The following is an 18,696-nucleotide window of genomic DNA, read 5'->3' as shown; positions in this document are numbered from 1 at the left end:
GAGGCCCCGGCCGTCGACGGGCCAGGGACGCGGGACCGGAAGGGCGGACGAAGCGCCGCCCGGCGGGACCGGGCGGCGCGATCCGCTGTCAGGTGCGGGGCGGACCGTCCTGGTCGCGGTCGGTGCCGAGCTGCTGCTTGAGCTTGTCCTGGCCGGTGTCGACGTGCTTGGCGTACTTGCCCCCGGTCCGGTCGTCGATCATGTCACCGGCCTTGTCGACACCCTTTCCGGCCTGGTCCTCGTGGCCCTTCAGCATCTTCTTGATCTTGTCCATCGCGGACATGGCGGATCCTCCTCAGGCTCGGCTTCCCCCACCCACCCAGGGTCACCGCACATGGCCCCGTCCGCATCCCCGAGGACAGGCCGACGGCCCAGAGACGGCTCGCGACGTGTGAAGGGCGGCTGGATGGGCAGATACCGGGTTACCAGGAGGAGGTGGTGGCCGTGGGCCGCATCCAGATCGTCCGCCGTCCGCGACCCCCCACGGGGCCGCCCCCGCTCGATCTGCGCACACCGTCCGGACGGCCCCTGCCGTACTGAGCCCCCGGGCAGTGCACGCGCCCGGGCGCGCGCCGGCTGCGCGGGGTCGAGGTGTGTGAGGGGTGTTCGCACATGACCGCCGACCGAAGGCCGCCCGCCGACCCGCTACGGACGGACGAGGCGCACTCCGCCCGCGTCTGGAACTACCTGCTGGGCGGGAAGGACAACTACCCCGCCGACGCCGAGGCCGGCGAGATGATCATCAGCGCGTTCCCCGACATCGCCGGAATCGCGCGTGACCAGCGCGCGTTCCTCGCGCGAGCCGTCCGGTACCTGGCGGGCGAAGCCGGAATCCGGCAGTTCCTCGACATCGGCACCGGTCTGCCCACCGCGAACAACACGCACGAGGTCGCCCAGCGGACGGCACCCGGGTGCAGGGTGGTCTACGTCGACAACGACCCCCTGGTCCTGACGCATGCCCGCGCGCTGCTCACCAGCACCCCCGAGGGCGCGTGCGCGTACGTGGACGCGGATGTGCGCGATCCCGGCCTCATCCTCCGGGAGGCCGCCCGGACCCTGGACCTCGACCGTCCCGTCGGTCTGACGATGCTCGGGATCATGGGACAGCTGCCGGACGAGGAGGACCCGTGGGCCCTCGTCACCAGGCTGATCACCGCGCTGCCGTCGGGAAGCCATCTGCTCCTCGCCGACGGCACGGACACGAGCGCCACGATGAGCCACGCGATCGAGGCGTACAACGCCCGTTCCGCGAGCTCGTACCACCTGCGCAGCCCGGCGAGGATCGCCGAGTTCTTCGACGGCCTGGAGCTGGTCGAACCGGGTGTGGTCCGGACATCGCGGTGGCGGCCCGACCCCGGCAGGAGCGGGGGCGCACCCCCGAGTCACGCGGTCAGCGGCGTGGCACGCAAGCCCTGAGGCCGCGAACCGGCAGAGCGTAAGCTCCGGAGCCATGATCGACCATTCGGCGCCCGCCCCGTCCGCCCGGCAGACGAACTGGGCCGGCAACATCACCTTCGGCGCCAGACAGCTGCACACACCCACCTCGGTGGCCGAGCTCCAGGACGTGGTGGCCGCCGGTACGGCGGTGCGGGCGCTGGGCACGGGCCACTCCTTCAACACCGTCGCCGACACCGCGGGCGACCTCGTCTCGGTCGCCGGACTGCCTCGTTCCGTCCAGATCGACGAGGGTGCCGGGACGGTGACGGTGAGCGCCGGGCTGCGCTTCGGTGAGCTGACCGGGACCCTGCACCGCAGCGGGTTCGCCCTGCACAACCTCGGCTCCCTGCCCCACATCTCGGTAGCAGGCGCGTGCGCCACCGGGACGCACGGGTCGGGCGTGGGCAACCGGGCTCTGGCCGGCGCCGTGCGCGCCCTGGATCTCGTCACCGCGGACGGCGGCCTGGTGTCGCTGGAGCGCGGCGACGCCGATTTCGCCGGTGCCGTGGTTTCCCTGGGCGCACTGGGGGTGGTGACCCGTCTGACCCTGGATCTCGTACCCGCGTTCGAAATGCAGCAGTGGGTGTACGAGGGCCTCCCGCAGGATCAGCTTCTCGGCCGGTTCGACGAGGTGATGTCCGCGGCGTACAGCGTCAGCCTCTTCACCGGCTGGCACGGCGGCGCGATCGACCAGGTGTGGCTCAAGGCACGCGTCGCGGAGGCCGGGCCCCGCACCCTCCCGGACGTGTGGCACGGAGCGAAGCTCGCGGAGGGGCCCAGGCACCCGGTCCCAGGCATGTCGGCCGAGCACTGCACACAGCAGCAGGGCGTGCCCGGCCCCTGGCACGCCAGGCTTCCCCACTTCCGGCTCGAATTCACCCCGAGCAACGGGGATGAGCTGCAGTCCGAGTACTTCGTCGCCCGGCGTGACGCGGTGGCGGCCTACGAGGCCCTGGACCGCGTCCGGGAGCGCTTCTCGCATCTGCTCCAGATCGGCGAGATCCGGACCGTGGCCGCCGACGACCTGTGGCTCAGTCCTGCCGAGGGCCGGGACTCCGTCGCGTTCCACTTCACCTGGGTGCCCGACACCGCGGCCGTGACGCCTGTCCTCGGGGTCGTGGAGGAGGCTCTCGCGCCCTACGGGGCCCGGCCGCACTGGGGCAAGGTGTTCACCACCCCGCCCGGCACACTGCGGGATCTGTACCGGCACCACGCCGACTTCGAGCGGCTGGCCGAGCGGTTCGACCGTGCCGGAACCTTCCGGAACGACTTCATGGCGCACCACTTCCCCCGTACCGCCTGAGGCCCTGGCTCGTACCAGCCGAGCGGAAGGCGGCGCTCGCGGGCCGAGTGGGCCCGGTGGCGTCGGCCGCGTGCGTCCTGTTCAGCCCGGCTCGCCCTGCGGCTCGTCCGGCCGGCCCCCCTTCGACGGACGTGGTGCCAGCTCCTCCACCAGCGCGGCCAGCTCCTCGCACGCCACCTCCGTCTCGTGACGGATGTTGTTGTGCTCGGTCACGATCGCCGCCAGCAGCAGTGCGGTGAGCGCCACACAGCCGTTGAGAATGCACAGGTTGAGCATCACCTCGAGCACCGAGTCGTCGGAGAACGGCCCCGCGCCGTCGGTCCCCGCGATGATCGCCATGACGGACATGAAGAGGGCGCACGGGGCGCTGCCGGCCAGTTGGAAACGCAGGGCTGCCCAGATCAGCACGGGGAAGATCACATAGATCATGGGGAGCGGGCTCCTGGTCGCGACGATCGTCGCCCCGACCGCGACGACCGCGAGTGCCGAGGCCTCCGCCCACCGGGCGTCCCGGCCGGGCGGACGTGCCCGGCGCAGGACCAGCAGCAGGGGGGTGACCATCAGCACGCCCATCGCGTCGCCCGCCCACCAGGCCGACCAGACCGGCCAGAACTGGTCGGCCGGCAGCGCGCCGCTCAGCATCCGAGTCCCGGCGCCGACCGTGGCACTGATGAGCATGCCGCCCAGGGCCCCGAGGAACACGAGGGCGACCCCGTCGCGCAGCCGGTCGAGCTCCGCACGGAACCCCACCGCGCGCAGCGCCAGGAAGGAGCACAAGGGGGCGAGTGCGCTGCCCGCCGCGATGACGACACCCCACCAGGTGAGACCGTCACTGATCGAGATGATGGTCAGCAGGGCGCCGAGGGCGATCCCGGGCCAGATCCGGAGTCCCAGGTACAGCAGCGCCGCGACGGCGATCCCGCTGGGCGGCCACAGCGGGGTGACGACCGAGCTCCGCACCTCGACCTGTCTGAGCAGACCGAGCTGTCCGGCGGCGTAGTAGGCGGCGGCGATGCCCAGCATCTGCAGAACGATCACGACTCGGCGTCTGGTTCTCTCCCTGCGGATCACGCATCTCATCAGACACCGCCCGCGACTGCGGGCCGCCGTGACACGCGCGGTGGCGTGTCCGCGTGGTCAGGCTGTCACGGCGCCGTGCCGCAGGACGAGGACGGCGGCGTCGTCCTCGTGCCCCGTGAACACGGCCGCCTGGAGCACCCGGTCGGCCAGTTCCTCGGCGTCGGCCAGCACGTGGGCGCTCACCAGGCGCCTGATCCGGTCCAGCCCGTCGTCGATGGTCAGCGACGGTCCCTCGACGACTCCGTCGGTGAGCAGGACGAAGGCTCCGTCGACGTCCAGGTCGCGCCGGGTGACGGGGTAGTGCTGATGGAGTTCTATGCCCAGCGGGAGGCCGCCGGCGTCGGCGGTGATCCCCGAGCGGCCGTCGGCGGTCGCCCAGACACACGCGACGTGACCCGCGCGGGCGCTGCGCAGCTCCCGGGTCCTGGGGTCCAGGCGGAGGAACGAGCACGTCGCGAAGAGCGTGGAGTCCATCGACATGATCAGGTCGTTCGTACGCCCCACGACCTCACCCGGATCGGCGGCCGAACTGGCGACCGCGCGCATGGCGATCCGGATCTGCCCCATGAAGGCCGCCGCCTCCACGTCGTGGCCCTGGACGTCACCTATGGCGAGCCCGAGAGACCCGTCCGGCAGCAGGAAGCCGTCGTACCAGTCGCCGCCGATGTCCAGTCCGTCACGTGCCGGTGCGTAGCGGGCGGCCGTCCGGAGCCCTGGGAAGGAGGGGAGCGTCGCGGGCAGCATCTTGCGCTGCAGGGCCTGCGCCAGTTCGACGCGGGCCTGGTGCAGTTCCACTTCCTGGCGGGCACGCGCGGTCAGGTGCTGCAAGGTGCTGAGCAGGTCCTCGGCGCTCGCCGACCGGGGAGTTCGACGCCGATTCATGGGCCGCTCCGCGTTGCGATTGGTCCCTGCATCATATTTCGGTGGTGAAGGTCCGGCGAGCGCTGCGCCCCGGCCCTCCCGTACGGCCCGTGCGCGGCGCCCCGGCCATACGTACGGGGCCCGGTCAGCCCGCGCGGCCGAGCGACTCCGTGAGCCGTCCCAGGGTCTCCTGCAGCGCGAGCACCTCCTCGACCGAGAGACCGGTCGCTCTCAGGATCGACCGGGGAACGGGGAGCGCGCGCTCCCGCAGGCCGGTCCCCGCGTCGGTGAGGTGGACGGTCACCGACCGCTCGTCCTCGGGACTGCGCTCGCGCCTGACGAGGCCGGCCGACTCCAGCCTCTTCAGCAGCGGGGAGAGGGTGCCCGAGTCCAGGTGGAGCCGCTCGCCGATCGTCTTGACCGGCAGCGGTCCGTGCTCCCAGAGCACCATCATCGCCAGGTACTGCGGGTAGGTGAGCCCCAGATCCTTGAGCGCTTCCCGGTAGACGCCGCCGAAGGCGCGGGACGCCGCCTGCAGGGAGAAGCAGACCTGGTGGTCCAGCCGGAGCAGCTCGGTGTCCGGCAGGCCGGTCAGGTCGGGGGCGGCGGATGGCGGTGGCCTCATAGGTCCAGAGTAGCTTGCCGTCCATCATTCAGTTGTGTGCAATTGAATTGTGTGGCACTCTTTTGTGGGTGGCCGGTCCTCGGTCACCGTCGTACGAGAGAGGGTCTCCCCATGGACGCGCTGTACACCGCCGCCGCCACCGCGAACGGCCGCGAGGGCCGGGCCGTGAGCTCGGACGGCCGGATCGACCTCGCGCTGGCACTGCCGCCCGCCCTCGGGGGCAACGGCGAGGGCACCAACCCGGAGCAGCTCTTCGCCGCCGGGTACGCGGCCTGCTTCGCCAGCGCGATGAGTTCGGTGGCCCGCGAGATGAAGGTCGACACCAAGGACGTCGCCGTGACGGCCGAGGTCTCGATCGGCAAGGACGGGGAGGGTTTCGGCCTGGCCGTCGTCATGCGTGTCGAGCTGCCCGAGGCGCTCGAGGGTGAGACCGGCCGCCGGCTGGTGGAGGCGACGCACGCCTACTGCCCCTACTCCAAGGCCACCCGGGGCAACATCGAGGTCGAGCTCGTCATCGAGTAGTGGATCGTGTGCCCCCACCCGCACGGGGTGGGGGCACACGTCGCGCAAGGGAGGCGGGAGCCGGACCTGCGGCATCCGGGTCCGGAGGTCGACGCTCCGGGCGCTGGGCTCCGCCTCTTCGGCGGAAACGGTCTCGCAGTCGCAGTCCCCGCCGACAACGGGATTTCCGAGGCCTCGGCCCGTTCCCCGGGGTCCGCCCCGAGGCGGCTGCTGGGCGACGCGTACACTCAGCTCCCGTTTCCGCTGATTGGCGGGGATAACCGATCGTTAGGCAGTTTCACGTGAGTTTCGCAGAGGCATCCGAGGCGCCGATCTACGCCGGACTGGTGGAGGAGCAGGGCGACGTTCCGGCCGAGGTCCGGCGGGTGGCCGAGGCGACCCTTGAAGAGGTGGACCGCGTGCTCGACTTCAGCACGATGAGCGTCCCGGCCGCCGCGCGTTAGGCCTGGTCCGGTCTCCGGCGGGCAGAATCGGCACGGTACCTCTCGATCCCGACCGTACGGAGCACCGCGTGGCCATCAGCCTGCACGATTCGGCAGTCGTCCTGTTCCAGGGGGACAGCATCACCGACGTGGGCCGGCTGACGGAACCGGACAGTCCGCTCGGGCTGGGCTACGCGCGCAGAGCGGCCGATCTCGCGCGATCCGCCCGCCCGGACAGCGGCATCACCTTCGTCAACCGGGGGGTCGGCGGTGACCGGGTCTCGGATCTGCGCGCCCGCTGGCGCGAGGACACGATGGACCTCCGGCCGGACGTGGTCTCCGTCCTGATCGGCGTGAACGACACCTGGCGCCGCTACGACTCCGGTGAAGCCACCTCGGTCCGCTCGTACGAGAACGACTACCGAGCCATCCTCACCCAGGTGCGCGACGGCCTGGACGCCCAGCTGATCCTCGTCGAGCCCTTCCTGGTCCCGGTGCGGGACGAGCAGTGGGCCTGGCGCGAGGACCTCGATCCCAGGATTCAGACGGTCCGCAGGCTGGCCGAGGAATTCGATGCCGCCCTGTTGGCCGCGGACGGTCTGCTCAACCAGGCCGCGCGCACGGCGGGCGGGCCGGAGCACATCGCGGGGGACGGGGTGCACCCGACGCCGCTCGGGCACAGGCTGCTCGCCGACGCCTGGGTGGCGCTCGCCGGGCTGTGATCCCCGGGCTCCCGGGGTACGGCGATCCTGGCCCAGACGGTCTTGCCCGCGCGGGTGGGCCGTGACCAGCCCCAGGAACTGCTCAGCGCGTCGACGATGCGCATTCCCCTGCCGCGTTCCAGGAACTCGTCCTCGGCCCGCAGTACGGGCAGCTCCGGACTGGGGTCGTTCACCGCGCAGACCAGCGTGCTGTCCTGTCGCGCGAGGCCGAGTCGCGCCGTGGACGCGGCCGCGGGAGGAAGTCCGTGGCACACCGCGTTGCTCATCAGCTCACCCGCGACGAGGGCGACCTCGTCCGCGCACGACCTCAGGCCCCACCGTTCGAGCGAATCGCGGACGAACTCCCTTGCCTGCCGCAGGCTTTCGGGATCGGGCCCCAGGCCGCGCGTGGTGAATCCGGGCGCTCTGATCCCGAGATCGCGGGCCAGCTCGTCGTGAGGATCTCCGACCGCCCGACAGGGCGCGGGGGTGACGGTCACGTGGCGTGGTGGTGTGTTCTCCGAGTGCATGAGCGCTGATCACCCTCCGGTGAAGGCCGGTGCGAGGTTCCGTGGGGGCCCGACGGCCACTAGTATCCTCGCCGTTCGCGTTCCGTGTGCAATTGCATCGGAAATTGCACACGGGGGTGTGAGCGGAGGACATCTGTTCACCCGGCGCGGGTAGGCGCCTCGGCGCGCACGTGAGGAACAGAGCAGACAGTCGAAAAGGAATGAACCGCATGCAACACATCGACAACGGTGTCCCCGCCAACTCCCTGACCGGCGTGGAGTGGAGGAAGAGCCATCACAGCAATCCGAGCGGGAACTGTGTCGAGATGGCACTGCTGCCCGGCGGTGAGGTGGCGGTGCGCAACTCCAGGCATCCGGAAGGGCCCGCCCTCGTGTACACCGGGGCCGAGGTACGTGCGTTTCTGGCCGGTGTGCGGGACGGCGACTTCGACGGCATAGCCGGCTGAGGACCCACCACCAGGAGGGCTCCAGAGCCTGAGTGGTTGGGCCCGCGCGGCGCCGACCGGCTGAAAATCCGCCGTACTTCGCACCGAACGGCCTTTCCTGGGGCTCCTGATGGCACACTGGCGTCAAGACGTCCGCCTTCAGGAGCCCCGCATGCCCGGCATCGAACCACTGCAGCCGTCACCGAGGCCCGCGCTCGCCACGGCCTCGGGGGCAAGTCCCACGGCACTGCGCCTGGTTCTGGGTGCGCAACTGCGGCGGCTGCGTGGCGAGGCGGGTCTCACGACCGAGGCCGCCGCCACCCGTATCCGGTGCTCCATCGCCAAGATCAGCCGTATGGAGACGGGGCACTCTCCGTGCAAGGAGCGCGACGCGGTCGATCTCCTGGCGCTCTACGGTGTGTCTGATCCCGCTCGCACCGACGAGTTCATCGACCTGGTGCGCAGGGCCGGGCAGCGCGGATGGTGGCGAAGCTTCGCCGACGTACTGCCGGACTGGTTCGAGCCGCTGGTCGGTCTCGAGGAGGCCGCGGCCTCCATCCGTACATACGAGGGCCACTACATTCCAGGCCTTCTCCAGACGGCTGCCTACGCCCACGCCGTGGTGCGTTCCGGGCACGCACTCGAATCGGAGGAGCTCACCCGGCGCAGGGTCGAACTACGGCTCAAGCGACAGGAGTTGCTCAGCCGCTGCGACGCACCGAAACTCTGGGTCCTGCTGGACGAGGCGGTGTTGATGCGCCCGACGGGCGGCGCCGCCGTGATGCGCGAACAGCTCGCCCATCTCCTGGAGATGACCGAACTGCCCCATGTGATCGTGCAGGTCGCCCCGTTCGATGTGACTGCTCACACCTCTCCGGGCAACGGCATCACGTATCTCAGGTTCGCGATGGAAGGGCTCCCCGACGTCGCGTACATCGAGCACCTGACCAACGCCACGTCCGTCAACAAGCCGGAGAGTACGGACGAGTACCGGTGGATCCTGGACTCCCTGAGCGCCCAGTCCCCGAGCCCGGTCGCGAGCAGGGAACTGCTGAGGCAGGCGCTCAAGCGTTACGCCTGAGCGCCCACCCCGCCCGGAGCCGTCACTCGGGGCGCGTCACCGTTTGCGGCCGACACCGCCGTACTCGATCCACTCCTGGGTCTCCTGCTTCGGCGCGAGATCGGAGTCCGGCCGCCAGGTCGAGACCTCCACCAGGCCGGGCTCCAGTACCTCCAGGCCTTCGAGGAATTCCCGGACGTCGTCCTGGCGGCGCACCCTGCCCCACTGGTTTCCGGTGCTCTTCGCCATGAAGTCCGTGACGAAGTCGCGCGTCGCCTTGTCCTCGCTCACCAGCTGACACACCACCAGGAAGCTTCCAGGCGCCAGTCTGTCGGCGACCCGGCGCACCAGGGCGGCAGGGTCGTCCTCGTCCGGGATGCAGTGCATCACCGAGACGAACAGGGCGGCCACCGGCTTGTCGAAATCGATCAGCCGGGTCACCTCCGGGTGGCCGAGGATACCGTCGGTGTCCCGCATGTCCGCCTGGATCACGGCGGTCCTGTCGTTCTCCTCGAGTATCGCCCTGCCGTGTGCCAGGACGATGGGATCACTGTCGATGTAGATGACCCTGGCGTCGGGATCCACGAGCTGCGCGACCTGGTGGACGTTGTCCTGGGTCGGCAGGCCGGATCCGTGGTCGATGAACTGACGGATCCCGTACTCGGACGCCAGATGGTGGACGACACGGCGCAGGAAGCGCCGGTTGTTCACCGCCAGGACCTTGGTGCTCGGTACGACCTCCAGCAACTGCTCGCACGCGACGCGGTCGGCGGGGTAGTTGTCCTTTCCGCCCAGGTAGTAGTCGTACATCCGCGCGACGCTCGGCACGTTCACATCGATGTTCTTCGGAATGGAGGTGTCCCCGTTGCTCATCCAGCCCCTCGCGGTTCATAGAGAAGAAGTCGGTTGTCGAAACGCCATGCTAGGTATCTCGTGGTGCGGCTGACAGTCCTCGGGGGAGTGAGGCAAGACCGCAGGGCGAGATATCGGCCAGCCGGGGCGTTCGCAGGACACCCGCACCGACGGGAGATGGTGCGCGGTCTTCGGGGCAAAGGCCCCTTACTGATCATGCGGATGAACAACTCTGCGTGATTGAAGCCCTTTTGCCGCGTCGTGGGGCGGACTGTAATGCTCTGCGCAGACCTCTGCGGCAGCCCCGTAACGCGGCTTGAAATCGATGTCGATCGTCTTCTTCTGCCCCTGGCCGCAAGCGTGACGTGCGACGGTCAACGACTCGCGTCGGACGATCGGCGCTCGAGTCCGGCGGACTATCGTGGACACCATGTCCGTCCCTGAGCTGATCCGTATCGTCTCGCGCGACTCACCCATGGCCCTCGCCCAGGTCGAGCGTGTCCGGGCCGAACTCGCCGTCCTGCATCCCGCGACCGTCACCGAGGTGGTGCCCGTCAGCACCACGGGCGACCGGTGGCTGGGGGACCTCTCGCAGGTCGAGGGCAAAGGGGCCTTCACCAAGGAGGTCGACGCCGCACTGCTGGCCGGTGAGGCGGACCTCGCCGTGCACTGTGTCAAGGACATCCCCGCCGACCGCCCGTTGCCGGCCGGCACGACGTTCGCCGCCTTCCTGAAGCGCGACGACATCCGTGACGCCCTCGTCCATCCGGAAGGGCTGACGCTCGACCAGCTTCCCGACGGCACGCGCATCGGCACCTCCTCCGTCCGCCGGGTGGCGCAGCTCGCGGCCTCGCACCCGCAACTGGAGTGTGTTCCCTTCCGTGGGAACGCCAACCGCAGGCTGGCGAAGCTCGCGGCGGGCGAGGTCGACGCGCTCCTCCTGGCGGTCGCCGGCCTCCACCGCATCGGCCGCCCCGACGTGATCAGCGACGTCCTCGGCCCTGAGGTGATGTGCCCGCCGATCGGAGCGGGCGTCCTCGCCCTCCAGTGCCGGGAGGACGACACGGCGACCATCGACGCCGTCGGTGCGCTCAACCACCCCGGCACCTACCGGGAGATCACGGCCGAGCGCATGTTCCTCCACGTCCTCCAGGGGCACTGCAACTCCCCGATCGCGGGGTACGCCACCGCGCACCGCAACGGCGATCTCTCCCTTCGGGCCTGTGTGTTCACACCTGACGGCAAGACCGTCCTCAACGCACACGAATGGGCGGGGCCGCTCGACCCCGCCACTCTCGGCACCTCGGTCGCCGTGGCGCTCCTGCGCCAGGGGGCACGCGACCTGATCGACGGCATCGCGCACTGAGATCGTGGGGATGCCCGGAGTCCGGGCATCCCCACGCACCGGCCGCCCGGGGACCCCGTGAGCCCTGGTCGCCCGGCTGCCCAGGGAGCCCGGACACCCGTTTGCACGCGGAAGGTGCCCGACCGGCTGCCGACGGGGCCCCCAGCCCGGATCCTTGGAGGGAGCACCCGGCACGGGTGGGCCGCGCCGCGTCCGCACCCGTCCCGCGAGAGGAGAAGGCATGGCCAGGTTCGAGGTGGCGGTCGAGGTCGACCGCCCTGTCGCCGATGTGTACGCGTTTCTCGCCGACGGTGAGAACGACAGGAAGTTCAGCCCGCGTGTGCAGAGCATCTCGAAGACACCGACCGGGCCGACGGCGGTGGGCACAGTCTTCCGGAGCACGGTGAAGGACGCGGGCATGACGACCCGGCGCGAGTTCAGGATCAGCGAGCTCGTCGCACCGACCCGGATCCGCTGGCAGGAACAGTCGACGAACCTGGTGACGGCGAGGGAGGGCGGGTACGACCTTGAGCCCCTGGCCGGTGACCGGACCAAGGTTCGAATCTTCAACGATCTGGAAGGACATCGTCTGGGCAAGCTCCTGGTCGGCTTCGCCGCCGCTGCCGCGCGGAAGGACGCTCCGGCCTTCGGGCAGCGGATCAAAGCCGCGGTCGAGGCCTCCTGAGCATCGCGCAGCCTCGACGTCGCACATCCTTTGAACGGTGCCTGCCTGGCAGACGCGCCGGGGGAGGGCTCCGGCGCCGCCGTCGACGTAGGGTCTCAGCCATGCACGTACTGAGCAGCCGGATTCTGCTGAGGCCCCGTGACCCGGAGGTCTCCCGCGACTTCTACGGCCGTACGCTCGGGCTGGCCGTCTACCGGGAGTTCGGCACCGGGCCCGAGCGCGGAACCGTCTACTTCCTCGGCGGCGGATTCCTCGAGGTCTCGGGACGCTCGGACGCTCCGCCGACCGAGACCCTGCGGCTGTGGATGCAGGTCGCCGACTGCGCCGAGGCCTACGAAGAGGTGTCACGGAGTGGGGCCGTCGTGCTCCGCCCGCCTGTCCAGGAGCCTTGGGGGCTGATCGAGATGTGGATCGCCGACCCGGACGGCCACCGCATCGTGCTGACCGAGGTACCCGCGGACCACCCGCTGCGTTACCGCCCCTGACGTTCGCGGATCAGCGCTCGGACCGGTCGCGGAGTGCTTCTGGACGTGGCCGGTCCCGAGGACCGCCGTGGTGACGCGGGGGGAGCGCTGCCGCGTCCCCCGTGCCTCACGGTCAGCACCCGCGACGCTTCCCCGCCGCCGCGTGCGGGGCCTGCGTGGCGGAGCCCAGGCGTATCCGGGTCAGTCCGTCCTCACCCTCCGGGCCCGCGGCGGACTTGTCGAGGACGTAGGCGGTGCCGGTCCCGGTCGTCCTGACGTGGTTGGGGAGGGCGTCGGTGGTCACCGTCTCCACGACGGTTCCCGTACGCGGATCGACCACCGACACCCCCGCTGCCAGCCGGTTCACGACCAGCACGCGGCCGGAGCACGGCTCCGTGGCAACGGACTTCGCGCCTTCGCCGGTCGGCACCGACCTGGTGACAGCGCCCTTGCGCAGGTCGACCACGGAGAGGGTTCCCGAGGTCTGGTCGGCGGTGTAGGCGGTACGCCCGTCCTTGGACAGGGCGACCGAGAGCGGTCCGCCGCCGGTGGGTATCAGCCGCGGCGTCCGGGAGCCAGGAGTGACCTCGATGATACGGCTGTTGGTGAAATCGGCGGCGTAGACCGCCCCGGTCCGTTCGTTCACCGCGAGCCCGGTCGGGCCGCTCCCCTCCACGGTGACACGCTCGACCTCCTCGAACGTGCGGCTGTCGAAGGCGACGAGGGCGCCGTCACCGAAAGCGGTGGCCCACACGACGTCGCGGACCTCGTCCACGACGACCTCGCGGGAGTGGTTCACATCCGGACGGGTGGCGAGGTGCCTGCCGGTCCTCTGGCTGTAGACGGCGACCGAGTTGTTCCGGGTGTTGGTGACCCAGACGGTGTTGTGCTCGTCGTCCACGTCGATTCCGTACACGGCTTCGACGGTGCCGTTCGTGGGAGGTGTGTACGCCGCCTCCACTTCGAGGGTGCCGGGGTCGATCCTCAGCAACCGGGACCCGGTCACCGGGGCCGGCGGCTGTCCCATGGCGGAAGTGGCCCACAGCGTGTCGTTGCGCGCCGAGTAGGCGGACTGGTAGAGACCCTGCGCGAGCGGCACCGAAGTGACGTGCGAGCCGGCCTGTGAGCCGGGGGCCACCGCCGTGGCGGATCCGGTCAGGGTGAGGGCACTGCCGACCGCGAGCGCCACGGCGGTCGCGGCCGCTCGGCGGACACGGCGATTGAGCGAGGACATGTGTGCTGTTCTCCCTGGAGGCGCGCCTCCGTCGAGGCGCACGCGGTCTGGGGCGCGAAGCCGCCACGCCGCGTGTCCACTGGTGGCCGGGGTGATGGGGCCGTGGGGCGTCCCGCCGATGCGCACCGTCGGCACGCGGCCGGCACGCGCGGACGGTGCGCCCCTCGGACATCGAGTAAAAGTTAGGTAACCCTAAGCTCATTCTTCCTCAAAGGGCAACCGGTGATCAGGTTGGGGAGGGGCTTGGTGGCGGTCTCACCGCCGCATCGAAGCGGTTCGCCACCGCGGCAGTTCGGCCTGTCGTACCGCAGTCGACGTCAGGGCGATGATCACGCCCGGACCGGCGAACGCACCGCAGTCGACGAACACCGGAGCCACGCCCCAGGTCCTGTGCGCGGCGATGCGTGCCTTGTTGGGGTTACGGGGGAGTGGGGGCATCGCGGGCGCCCGTCAGCCGTAGTCCGGGGGGAGCTTCCGGTTGTTCCCGGACCGGCCGATGTCGAGGTCGAGGAACGAGGTGAGCGCGGTACCGCTGTTCCAGAATCCGAGCAGGTCGACGTCGATGAGGGTCAGGCGCTGTGTGTCGGCGAACTTCCTGGCCGGGGCGGTGAAGACGCAGGAGGCGACGAAGAGCGGCACGTCGGCGCCGTGGTGCGCCCGGGCGGTCCCGTTGAAGGTCTGGATGTCCCTGCTGCCGACGGTCCGGTGCTTCGCGTAGCGCTTGCACTGGACGACCAGTCTCCTGCCGTCCGGCAGGAGGCCGATCACGTCGGCGCCCAGGTCACCGGCGCCACCCACGCGCCGCACCTCGGTGCATCCGTCCCGGCGGCACAGTTCCGCGACGTACTCCTCGAACTCGCGGTCGTCCATCTCCCAGACCGTGTCCAGTGTCCGTCGTGCCCGCCGTCGTGCGTCCTCGGCCAGCCGCACCTTCTCGGCCCGCGCCTCCCGACGTCCGGTACGCACCAGTCCGGTGACGACGGCCCCGGCGACTGCGGCCACCAGGGCCATCAGCAGTGCTGTGCTCACGCGTGCGCCTCCCCGTCGAGTGATACCGCCTGTTGCTCCCCATCGGGCGGCGGTTTCATCCGGGCGTGAGCGGCCGGAACGAGCCGTTCTCCCGGCCGGGGCGGTGGACGCGGGTACGGCCCTTCGCGCGTACGGCGAGGATTCGGCGCCCGGACCTCCGAAGAGTCCGGTCGGTCCTCGTCGACAGGGTCAGCTCGTGCTCGGCGGCCGTGAGCCGTGCGCACCTGGCCGTTGTCCTGCGGGCACGGCGCAGGCGGGTGTGCCACCGGGCATCCGTTCGCGGTGGTCGGCGACGAGTCGGTAGGCGCCGTGGGCGATCCATCGGACGGGCGGCAGCGTGAGCAGGGCGCCCAGGACGCTCCACCCTCCTCCGGCGCTCAGCAGCAGCTTTGCGACGGCCTGGGCCCCGCCGTGCACCGTCCCGGTCGGGGTGATCCACAACAGTTCGTACGCGGCACGCTCTCGCGTGACGCCGAGGGGCGCCAGGTCCGCGAACTGCCAGGGCGTGCTCTCGCAGTCGGGCCGCAGACGGCGTTCGGCGAAGACCACCGAGGAGGTGCAGAAGGCGCAGTCTCCGTCGTAGACGAGCACAGGTCGGGTCCGCATGACCTCATGATGCCGCATCGCCTACAGGGCCGATCCGTCGCGCGGGCCCACCTCCCGCGCCCCACGCCACCTCCCCGATGGCGTCAGGGCTGTTCGCTGTGCACGATCTGGATGAGGTTGCCGCAGGTGTCGTCGAACACGGCCGTCGTGACCGGGCCCATCTCCAGCGGTTCCTGGGTGAAGCGCACTCCGAGCCCGTGCAGCCGGTCGAACTCCGCGTGTACGTCGTCCACGGCGAAGGAGGTGGCCGGGATGCCGTCGAGGACCAGAGCCGTCTTGTAGGGCCTCACCGCAGGATGGCTGTCGGGCTCCAGCAGTAGTTCGACGCCGTCGGGGGCCTCCGGCGAGACCACGGTCAGCCACTTGTCCTCGCCCAGGGGGACTTCCGTCTTCTTCACGAAGCCCAGCACCTCCGTGTAGAAGCGCAGGGCCTTGTCCTGGTCGTCGACGAAGACGCTCGACAGGTGAATCTTCATGGGTGCTCTCCGTCGTGTCGGGCCGTCTTGTCGGGCCTGAGCCATCGGGTCACGATCTGTTGCAGTGGTTCGGTGTCCAGATCGTGGAACTTGTAGCGTCCCTGGCGTCGCGAACGGACCAGGCCCGCCGATTCCAGTACGGACAGGTGCTGGCTGACGGCCTGGCGCGACAGCCCGAGTCCGTGTTCGGTCACCAGTCGCGTGCAGATCTCGAACAGGGTCTGGCCATCGCGTTCGGACAGCGCGTCGAGGATGCGCCGACGGGTCGGGTCACCCAGCGCCTTGAAAACATCCTCCGCCACGGAACCACCATAGGCAAGTATCTGCTTGCCTATCAAGCGTCGCGTCGCGCGTGGAGCATGACGGCGACGGACGAGTGCCGTTCCCGGCGACAGTCCGCACAGGAGGAGAGCCCGGCCGGGTGGTGCCAGCCGTCACCGGTCCGACTGGCCCCAGGCCGCTCGGTGGACACCGTTTCGCGCGCGTTCACCACGGCCACACGGCTCCTGTGCCTACCGGTCGCCCTCCTTCGATTGGCTTCCCGGCATCCGGTACGACAGAGACGAGGCACGCATGCCCCTCAAGCGCACAGTCGCCGCCCTGGCCCTTCTTCCCGCCCTCGCCGTCCCGGCGACGTCCGCCGGGGCGGACGCGGCCCATCACGACCACCAGCCCTCTCGGGGCGCTGCCTTCGACCTCCAGGCACACCGCGGAGGCCTCGGCCTGACCACGGAGGAGTCCCTCGAAGGCTTCGGCAAGGCCATACGCCTCGGTGTCAGCACCCTGGAGCTGGACACCCAGATCACCAGGGACCAGAGGGTGGTCGTCAACCACGACCGGCAGATCAGCGCCCAGAAGTGCAGGGACACCGGGCCGGTGGCCCCGGGGGACGCCCAGTACCCGTACGTCGGGAAGTACGTCAAGGACCTGACCCTCGCGCAGATCAAGAGCATGGACTGCGGGTACCAGCAGCTGCCCGGTTATCCCGAACAGGAGCAGATCAAGGGCTTTCGCATGGTCGAGCTCAAGGATGTCCTCGGCCTGGTCAAGAGCTACCGTGCGAAGCGCGTCAAGCTGAACATCGAGACCAAGGTTGAGGCCGGAGCGCCCGAGCAGACCGCACCCCGCGAGCTCTTCGTGCGGCGGGTCTTCGAGGAGATCCACCGCTCCGGCATCGAGAAGCAGGTCACCGTCCAGTCCTTCGACTGGGGTGCGCTGAAGGAGATGCACAGGCTCGCGCCGGCCTACCCCTTGGTGGCGCTGACCAACTACGACTTCCTGCAGGTGGGCCAGGCCGGTGCGTCGCCCTGGCTCGGTGGTGTCGACGCCGATGACTACGACGGTGATTTCGTGAGGGCCGCGGCGTCGATCCCCGGAGTCACCGCTCTGTCGCCCAATTACGGCTTCCCGCAGAACGGCACGGTCGCGGACCCGGACTTCCGGTTCTACCCGGACAGGAGAATGGTGTCCGATGCCCACCGGCGCGGACTGAAGGTCATTCCGTGGACGTGCGACGACCCCGCCACCATCGAGGCGCTCATGGACCTGGGTGTCGACGGGGTGATCACCGACTACCCCGACCGGGTACGCGCCGTCATGGCCGGCCGCGGGATGCGCCTGCCCACCTCGTACCCGGCGCCGCGGCACTCCGAGGGGGAGCGGGGAGCGCGAGCCTGAGCGTAGGCCGGGAGAGCCGTCGTGAACCAAGCCCCCCACATGCGAGTTGGACAGCCCCCGGTGCGAAACGGCCCGCAAGGGCCGGCCGCGATCACACCGAGGGCTGTCGAACTCATGGGCGTTCACCCGCAGATCACCGTCTGCCGGGCCGGCGTCCGTTGCCGATTCCCGCGACGTGCAGAGCCAGCAGGCCGAGGCCGATCAGCATGACGTTCACGGACGAGAAGATGTCGTTCGTCGCGATGTCGGCTGCGTTGATCAGGAAGGAGATGAAGAACAGTACTGCCGCGGCGATGGCCAGCATGAGGTAGCTCCTTAGTAGGTTGGAACACGTGTGCCCAGCCGCGCGGCAAACAGACCTGGGTGCGCAGGAGCAGTCCGAGGCGGCCACGGGGACCGGCAGAGGGGTCGCGCCCGATCGAGGCGTCCGGTCCGCGGGGCGCAGCGCATTCCGAGGCCTCGGGTTCCGCCGTACACATCCCGCGGGCGCGGCACCGGACTCGGCAGGAGCCGACTGGTGACTCCTCAGCCGTGCAGCCAGATCCGCAGCGGGCCGACGGGCTCGAAGCCATGGCGCACCGCAGCCGCCAAGGTGTCACCGTGTTCGTAGCCGACCGCAGGCAGGCCGGGAAACAGGCGGTGCAGTGCTCCCGACACCAGAGGCCAGGCTGTGTCGGGGCCACCATCCAGGGCGAAGACGTTGGAGACGCCGACCGCCTGGGCGCTGCGACTCGCCACCGCTCCGGCCGTCACCCGGCCGACCGGCGAACGCCCGGCGAGCACGAAGGTGCACGGGTCGTCGAGCAACTCCGGCCTGAAGAGTCCCGCGTTGCCGTCCCCGTCGTCCCAGGCGGCCGCCCAGGCGCCCAGCGCCGCCGGGTCGTCCACGACGTCCCATACGAGATCGGATGCCTTGGCCGGCGCACCGGCCGGGCGGTGGATCCACTGCGCCTCGAACAGGACCTGGTACCCGGCGGCCGTGAGGTCGAGGTCGGCGAAACTGTCCTTGACGGAAGCGCCCGGCACGCTGGTGTCGATCCGCCGCGCCAGCTCGGCAGGGGCGGCGCCCGGCGCCAGCGTTACCGCGTCGGGGTAGAACAGCGGGGTACGGACCGGAGCGCTCCAGGCGTCCGCGCCGAATTCGCCCGGCACGCCGTGGGAACGGCTCATCGCCGCGCACCACTCGGCGTTGTTCCGGGCGGCGGTCCGGACCAGGAGCTGCTTCTGCGTCGTCACGAGAGCGGATCATGGCCCGATCGGGCAGGCCTGTCGAACGGTTTTCCACTGCCCGGTGGTCCGGATGTCCGGGCGGGGGAGGAGGCCGGTACCCGCTCCGCCGGGACGCCGGAGGCGCGCACTGCC

The 18,696-nt window shown here is 70.2% G+C and carries 23 protein-coding genes and 1 pseudogene; 11 read left to right on the top strand and 13 right to left on the bottom strand.

Annotated features, from left to right (window positions below):
• Positions 1 to 88: 88 nt before the first annotated feature.
• Complete coding sequence (locus AB0I83_RS14130) at positions 89 to 283, bottom strand: antitoxin (RefSeq protein ID WP_356529891.1); 195 nt, start codon at positions 281 to 283, stop codon at positions 89 to 91.
• Positions 284 to 612: 329 nt separating this feature from the next.
• Here AB0I83_RS14130 and AB0I83_RS14125 point away from each other — a divergent pair, with 329 nt between their 5' ends.
• Complete coding sequence (locus AB0I83_RS14125) at positions 613 to 1,416, top strand: SAM-dependent methyltransferase (protein ID WP_363304750.1); 804 nt, start codon at positions 613 to 615, stop codon at positions 1,414 to 1,416.
• Between the two features lie 34 nt (positions 1,417 to 1,450).
• The gene (locus AB0I83_RS14120) at positions 1,451 to 2,740 is read left to right on the top strand and encodes an FAD-binding protein (protein ID WP_363304749.1); all 1,290 of its coding nucleotides are present in this window, start codon (positions 1,451 to 1,453) and stop codon (positions 2,738 to 2,740) included.
• 81 nt (positions 2,741 to 2,821) lie between these two features.
• Here the strand turns inward: AB0I83_RS14120 and AB0I83_RS14115 are convergent, their stop codons facing one another.
• From AB0I83_RS14115 to AB0I83_RS14105, 3 genes are all read right to left on the bottom strand, one after another.
• Positions 2,822 to 3,811, bottom strand: coding sequence for an MASE1 domain-containing protein (locus tag AB0I83_RS14115; RefSeq protein ID WP_363304748.1), 990 nt, complete (start codon positions 3,809 to 3,811; stop codon positions 2,822 to 2,824).
• Positions 3,812 to 3,877: 66 nt separating this feature from the next.
• Complete coding sequence (locus AB0I83_RS14110) at positions 3,878 to 4,702, bottom strand: PP2C family protein-serine/threonine phosphatase (protein ID WP_356529898.1); 825 nt, start codon at positions 4,700 to 4,702, stop codon at positions 3,878 to 3,880.
• 124 nt (positions 4,703 to 4,826) lie between these two features.
• Positions 4,827 to 5,306, bottom strand: coding sequence for a MarR family transcriptional regulator (locus tag AB0I83_RS14105; protein WP_363304747.1), 480 nt, complete (start codon positions 5,304 to 5,306; stop codon positions 4,827 to 4,829).
• A gap of 111 nt (positions 5,307 to 5,417) precedes the next feature.
• Between AB0I83_RS14105 and AB0I83_RS14100 the strand changes: the two genes are divergently transcribed.
• From AB0I83_RS14100 to AB0I83_RS14090, 3 genes are all read left to right on the top strand, one after another.
• Positions 5,418 to 5,828 carry an organic hydroperoxide resistance protein gene (locus AB0I83_RS14100; protein ID WP_356529901.1) on the top strand — a complete coding sequence of 137 codons (411 nt, stop codon included), beginning with the start codon at positions 5,418 to 5,420 and terminating at the stop codon, positions 5,826 to 5,828.
• A 281-nt stretch (positions 5,829 to 6,109) separates the two neighbouring features.
• Complete coding sequence (locus tag AB0I83_RS14095) at positions 6,110 to 6,271, top strand: hypothetical protein (protein WP_356529902.1); 162 nt, start codon at positions 6,110 to 6,112, stop codon at positions 6,269 to 6,271.
• 68 nt (positions 6,272 to 6,339) lie between these two features.
• Entirely contained in the window at positions 6,340 to 6,972 is a 633-nt protein-coding gene (locus tag AB0I83_RS14090; protein WP_356529903.1) for an SGNH/GDSL hydrolase family protein, read from the top strand.
• 38 nt (positions 6,973 to 7,010) lie between these two features.
• Here AB0I83_RS14090 and AB0I83_RS14085 read toward each other — a convergent pair.
• Positions 7,011 to 7,481 (bottom strand): annotated as a pseudogene (locus AB0I83_RS14085) (ATP-binding protein); the annotation flags it as partial.
• 209 nt (positions 7,482 to 7,690) lie between these two features.
• On the opposite strand from AB0I83_RS14085, the gene AB0I83_RS14080 reads away from it, so the two are divergent.
• Together AB0I83_RS14080 and AB0I83_RS14075 are read left to right on the top strand one after the other, a co-directional pair.
• Positions 7,691 to 7,927 carry a DUF397 domain-containing protein gene (locus AB0I83_RS14080; RefSeq protein WP_356529905.1) on the top strand — a complete coding sequence of 79 codons (237 nt, stop codon included), beginning with the start codon at positions 7,691 to 7,693 and terminating at the stop codon, positions 7,925 to 7,927.
• Between the two features lie 151 nt (positions 7,928 to 8,078).
• Positions 8,079 to 8,987 carry a helix-turn-helix transcriptional regulator gene (locus AB0I83_RS14075; protein WP_363304746.1) on the top strand — a complete coding sequence of 303 codons (909 nt, stop codon included), beginning with the start codon at positions 8,079 to 8,081 and terminating at the stop codon, positions 8,985 to 8,987.
• A gap of 36 nt (positions 8,988 to 9,023) precedes the next feature.
• Here the strand turns inward: AB0I83_RS14075 and AB0I83_RS14070 are convergent, their stop codons facing one another.
• A complete protein-coding gene (locus AB0I83_RS14070; RefSeq protein ID WP_356529907.1) occupies positions 9,024 to 9,839 on the bottom strand; it encodes an SAM-dependent methyltransferase in 816 nt (271 codons plus the stop codon).
• Between the two features lie 409 nt (positions 9,840 to 10,248).
• Between AB0I83_RS14070 and hemC the strand changes: the two genes are divergently transcribed.
• From hemC to AB0I83_RS14055, 3 genes are all read left to right on the top strand, one after another.
• On the top strand, positions 10,249 to 11,184 hold the full coding sequence (gene hemC / locus AB0I83_RS14065) for a hydroxymethylbilane synthase (RefSeq protein ID WP_363304745.1): 936 nt from the start codon (positions 10,249 to 10,251) through the stop codon (positions 11,182 to 11,184).
• Between the two features lie 220 nt (positions 11,185 to 11,404).
• Positions 11,405 to 11,848: an SRPBCC family protein gene (locus AB0I83_RS14060; RefSeq protein WP_363304744.1), complete on the top strand. Its 444-nt coding sequence runs from the start codon at positions 11,405 to 11,407 to the stop codon at positions 11,846 to 11,848.
• Positions 11,849 to 11,949: 101 nt separating this feature from the next.
• On the top strand, positions 11,950 to 12,333 hold the full coding sequence (locus AB0I83_RS14055; RefSeq protein WP_356839272.1) for a VOC family protein: 384 nt from the start codon (positions 11,950 to 11,952) through the stop codon (positions 12,331 to 12,333).
• Between the two features lie 112 nt (positions 12,334 to 12,445).
• Here AB0I83_RS14055 and AB0I83_RS14050 read toward each other — a convergent pair whose 3' ends face one another.
• From AB0I83_RS14050 to AB0I83_RS14030, 5 genes are all read right to left on the bottom strand, one after another.
• Positions 12,446 to 13,546: a YncE family protein gene (locus tag AB0I83_RS14050; RefSeq protein WP_363304743.1), complete on the bottom strand. Its 1,101-nt coding sequence runs from the start codon at positions 13,544 to 13,546 to the stop codon at positions 12,446 to 12,448.
• 450 nt (positions 13,547 to 13,996) lie between these two features.
• Positions 13,997 to 14,557, bottom strand: coding sequence for a restriction endonuclease (locus AB0I83_RS14045; protein WP_363304870.1), 561 nt, complete (start codon positions 14,555 to 14,557; stop codon positions 13,997 to 13,999).
• A 207-nt stretch (positions 14,558 to 14,764) separates the two neighbouring features.
• Positions 14,765 to 15,181, bottom strand: coding sequence for a DUF393 domain-containing protein (locus tag AB0I83_RS14040; protein WP_363304742.1), 417 nt, complete (start codon positions 15,179 to 15,181; stop codon positions 14,765 to 14,767).
• Positions 15,182 to 15,264: 83 nt separating this feature from the next.
• Complete coding sequence (locus AB0I83_RS14035) at positions 15,265 to 15,657, bottom strand: VOC family protein (RefSeq protein WP_356529917.1); 393 nt, start codon at positions 15,655 to 15,657, stop codon at positions 15,265 to 15,267.
• Positions 15,654 to 15,959: a metalloregulator ArsR/SmtB family transcription factor gene (locus AB0I83_RS14030; RefSeq protein ID WP_356529919.1), complete on the bottom strand. Its 306-nt coding sequence runs from the start codon at positions 15,957 to 15,959 to the stop codon at positions 15,654 to 15,656. Before AB0I83_RS14030 ends, AB0I83_RS14035 begins: the two co-directional genes overlap by 4 nt.
• Before the next feature lie 271 nt (positions 15,960 to 16,230).
• Between AB0I83_RS14030 and AB0I83_RS14025 the strand changes: the two genes are divergently transcribed.
• Positions 16,231 to 17,334 carry a glycerophosphodiester phosphodiesterase family protein gene (locus tag AB0I83_RS14025; RefSeq protein WP_363304741.1) on the top strand — a complete coding sequence of 368 codons (1,104 nt, stop codon included), beginning with the start codon at positions 16,231 to 16,233 and terminating at the stop codon, positions 17,332 to 17,334.
• Positions 17,335 to 17,467: 133 nt separating this feature from the next.
• Here the strand turns inward: AB0I83_RS14025 and AB0I83_RS14020 are convergent, their stop codons facing one another.
• On the bottom strand, positions 17,468 to 17,638 hold the full coding sequence (locus tag AB0I83_RS14020) for a hypothetical protein (RefSeq protein WP_356529923.1): 171 nt from the start codon (positions 17,636 to 17,638) through the stop codon (positions 17,468 to 17,470).
• A gap of 221 nt (positions 17,639 to 17,859) precedes the next feature.
• A complete protein-coding gene (locus tag AB0I83_RS14015; protein ID WP_363304740.1) occupies positions 17,860 to 18,570 on the bottom strand; it encodes a hypothetical protein in 711 nt (236 codons plus the stop codon).
• Positions 18,571 to 18,696: the final 126 nt, after the last annotated feature.

The sequence above is a fragment of the Streptomyces sp. NPDC049970 genome (assembly GCF_040660235.1).
Classification (GTDB): Bacteria; Actinomycetota; Actinomycetes; order Streptomycetales; family Streptomycetaceae; genus Streptomyces.
Note: the sequence above shows the minus strand (reverse complement) of the source record. Positions and strands in the feature narration are given on the sequence as shown.